This window comes from Yersinia alsatica (genome assembly GCF_902170305.1).
GTDB classification, from domain to species: Bacteria; Pseudomonadota; Gammaproteobacteria; order Enterobacterales; family Enterobacteriaceae; genus Yersinia; species Yersinia alsatica.
In genome coordinates this window covers 1-3,305 of the sequence record NZ_CABHWW010000021.1, presented here as the reverse complement: position 1 = coordinate 3,305, position 3,305 = coordinate 1, and the positions used below count along the sequence as shown (strand labels likewise).

Sequence of the window (3,305 nt, the reverse complement as noted above, 5' to 3'; positions counted from 1 at the left end):
AAATATTGCTCTTTAACAATCTGGAACAAGCTGAAAATTGAAACAATACAGCTGAAACTTATCTCTCCGTAGATGTACTGAGATAAGGAGTAACCTGTATTAGAGTCTCTCAAATAATCACAACGCAAGTTGTCGAAAGACACCTTCGGGTTGTGAGGTTAAGCGACTAAGCGTACACGGTGGATGCCTAGGCAGTCAGAGGCGATGAAGGGCGTGCTAATCTGCGAAAAGCGTCGGTAAGCTGATATGAAGCGTTACAACCGACGATACCCGAATGGGGAAACCCAGTGCAATTCGTTGCACTATTGCATGGTGAATACATAGCCATGCAAGGCGAACCGGGGGAACTGAAACATCTAAGTACCCCGAGGAAAAGAAATCAACCGAGATTCCCCCAGTAGCGGCGAGCGAACGGGGAGGAGCCCAGAGTCTGAATCAGTTTGTGTGTTAGTGGAAGCGTCTGGAAAGTCGCACGGTACAGGGTGATAGTCCCGTACACAAAAATACACTTGCTGTGAACTCGATGAGTAGGGCGGGACACGTGACATCCTGTCTGAATATGGGGGGACCATCCTCCAAGGCTAAATACTCCTGACTGACCGATAGTGAACCAGTACCGTGAGGGAAAGGCGAAAAGAACCCCGGCGAGGGGAGTGAAATAGAACCTGAAACCGTGTACGTACAAGCAGTGGGAGCACCTTCGTGGTGTGACTGCGTACCTTTTGTATAATGGGTCAGCGACTTATATTTTGTAGCAAGGTTAACCGAATAGGGGAGCCGTAGGGAAACCGAGTCTTAACTGGGCGTCTAGTTGCAAGGTATAGACCCGAAACCCGGTGATCTAGCCATGGGCAGGTTGAAGGTTGGGTAACACTAACTGGAGGACCGAACCGACTAATGTTGAAAAATTAGCGGATGACTTGTGGCTGGGGGTGAAAGGCCAATCAAACCGGGAGATAGCTGGTTCTCCCCGAAAGCTATTTAGGTAGCGCCTCGTGAACTCATCTTCGGGGGTAGAGCACTGTTTCGGCTAGGGGGTCATCCCGACTTACCAAACCGATGCAAACTCCGAATACCGAAGAATGTTATCACGGGAGACACACGGCGGGTGCTAACGTCCGTCGTGAAGAGGGAAACAACCCAGACCGCCAGCTAAGGTCCCAAAGTCATGGTTAAGTGGGAAACGATGTGGGAAGGCACAGACAGCCAGGATGTTGGCTTAGAAGCAGCCATCATTTAAAGAAAGCGTAATAGCTCACTGGTCGAGTCGGCCTGCGCGGAAGATGTAACGGGGCTAAACCATGCACCGAAGCTGCGGCAGCGACGCTTAGGCGTTGTTGGGTAGGGGAGCGTTCTGTAAGCCGTTGAAGGTGGACTGTGAGGTCTGCTGGAGGTATCAGAAGTGCGAATGCTGACATAAGTAACGATAATGCGGGTGAAAAGCCCGCACGCCGGAAGACCAAGGGTTCCTGTCCAACGTTAATCGGGGCAGGGTGAGTCGACCCCTAAGGCGAGGCTGAAAAGCGTAGTCGATGGGAAACAGGTTAATATTCCTGTACTCGGTGTTACTGCGAAGGGGGGACGGAGAAGGCTAGGCTAGCCGGGCGACGGTTGTCCCGGTTTAAGCATGTAGGCGGAGTGACTTGGTAAATCCGGTTGCTTATCAACGCTGAGGTGTGATGACGATGCACTACGGTGCAGAAGTAGTTGATGCCAAGCTTCCAGGAAAAGCCTCTAAGCACCAGGTAACATTGAATCGTACCCCAAACCGACACAGGTGGTCAGGTAGAGAATACTCAGGCGCTTGAGAGAACTCGGGTGAAGGAACTAGGCAAAATGGTGCCGTAACTTCGGGAGAAGGCACGCTGGCATTAGGTAAAGAGACTTGCTCTCAGAGCCGAAGCCAGTCGCAGATACCAGCTGGCTGCAACTGTTTAATAAAAACACAGCACTGTGCAAACACGAAAGTGGACGTATACGGTGTGACGCCTGCCCGGTGCTGGAAGGTTAATTGATGGGGTCAGCCGCAAGGCGAAGCTCTTGATCGAAGCCCCAGTAAACGGCGGCCGTAACTATAACGGTCCTAAGGTAGCGAAATTCCTTGTCGGGTAAGTTCCGACCTGCACGAATGGCGTAATGATGGCCAGGCTGTCTCCACCCGAGACTCAGTGAAATTGAACTCGCTGTGAAGATGCAGTGTACCCGCGGCAAGACGGAAAGACCCCGTGAACCTTTACTATAGCTTGACACTGAACATTGAGCCTTGATGTGTAGGATAGGTGGGAGGCATCGAAGCGTGGACGCCAGTCTGCGTGGAGCCAACCTTGAAATACCACCCTTTAATGTTTGATGTTCTAACTCGGCCCCGTGATCCGGGGTGAGGACAGTGTCTGGTGGGTAGTTTGACTGGGGCGGTCTCCTCCCAAAGAGTAACGGAGGAGCACGAAGGTTAGCTAATCACGGTCGGACATCGTGAGGTTAGTGCAAAGGCATAAGCTAGCTTGACTGCGAGAGTGACGGCTCGAGCAGGTACGAAAGTAGGTCTTAGTGATCCGGTGGTTCTGAATGGAAGGGCCATCGCTCAACGGATAAAAGGTACTCCGGGGATAACAGGCTGATACCGCCCAAGAGTTCATATCGACGGCGGTGTTTGGCACCTCGATGTCGGCTCATCACATCCTGGGGCTGAAGTAGGTCCCAAGGGTATGGCTGTTCGCCATTTAAAGTGGTACGCGAGCTGGGTTTAGAACGTCGTGAGACAGTTCGGTCCCTATCTGCCGTGGGCGTTGGAAGATTGAGAGGGGCTGCTCCTAGTACGAGAGGACCGGAGTGGACGAATCACTGGTGTTCGGGTTGTCATGCCAATGGCATTGCCCGGTAGCTAAATTCGGAAGAGATAACCGCTGAAAGCATCTAAGCGGGAAACTTGCCTCGAGATGAGTCTTCCCTGGGGCTTTAAGCCCCCTGAAGGAACGTTAAAGACTATGACGTTGATAGGCTGGGTGTGTAAGTGCAGCGATGCATTGAGCTAACCAGTACTAATGATCCGTGAGGCTTAACCTTACAACACCGAAGGTGTTTTGGTTATTTGAGCGTATATTTTAATTTTCAGCGACGTTTACAGATTGAATTGGCTGGCTGCATGGGAGTTATAGTGTAGCGGGTTGATTAAAACAGAATTTGCCTGGCGGCCATAGCGCGGTGGGACCACCTGAACCCATGCCGAACTCAGAAGTGAAACGCCGTAGCGCCGATGGTAGTGTGGGGTCTCCCCATGCGAGAGTAGGACACTGCCAGGCATCAAA

General features: G+C 51.8%; 2 rRNA genes. Both read left to right on the top strand.

Annotation, left to right across the window (positions count from 1 at the left end):
- Positions 1-156: 156 nt before the first annotated feature.
- A 23S ribosomal RNA gene (locus FTA96_RS11670) occupies positions 157-3,063 on the top strand.
- Between the two features lie 120 nt (positions 3,064-3,183).
- A 5S ribosomal RNA gene (gene rrf, locus FTA96_RS11665) occupies positions 3,184-3,299 on the top strand.
- The last annotated feature ends 6 nt before the right edge of the window (positions 3,300-3,305 follow it).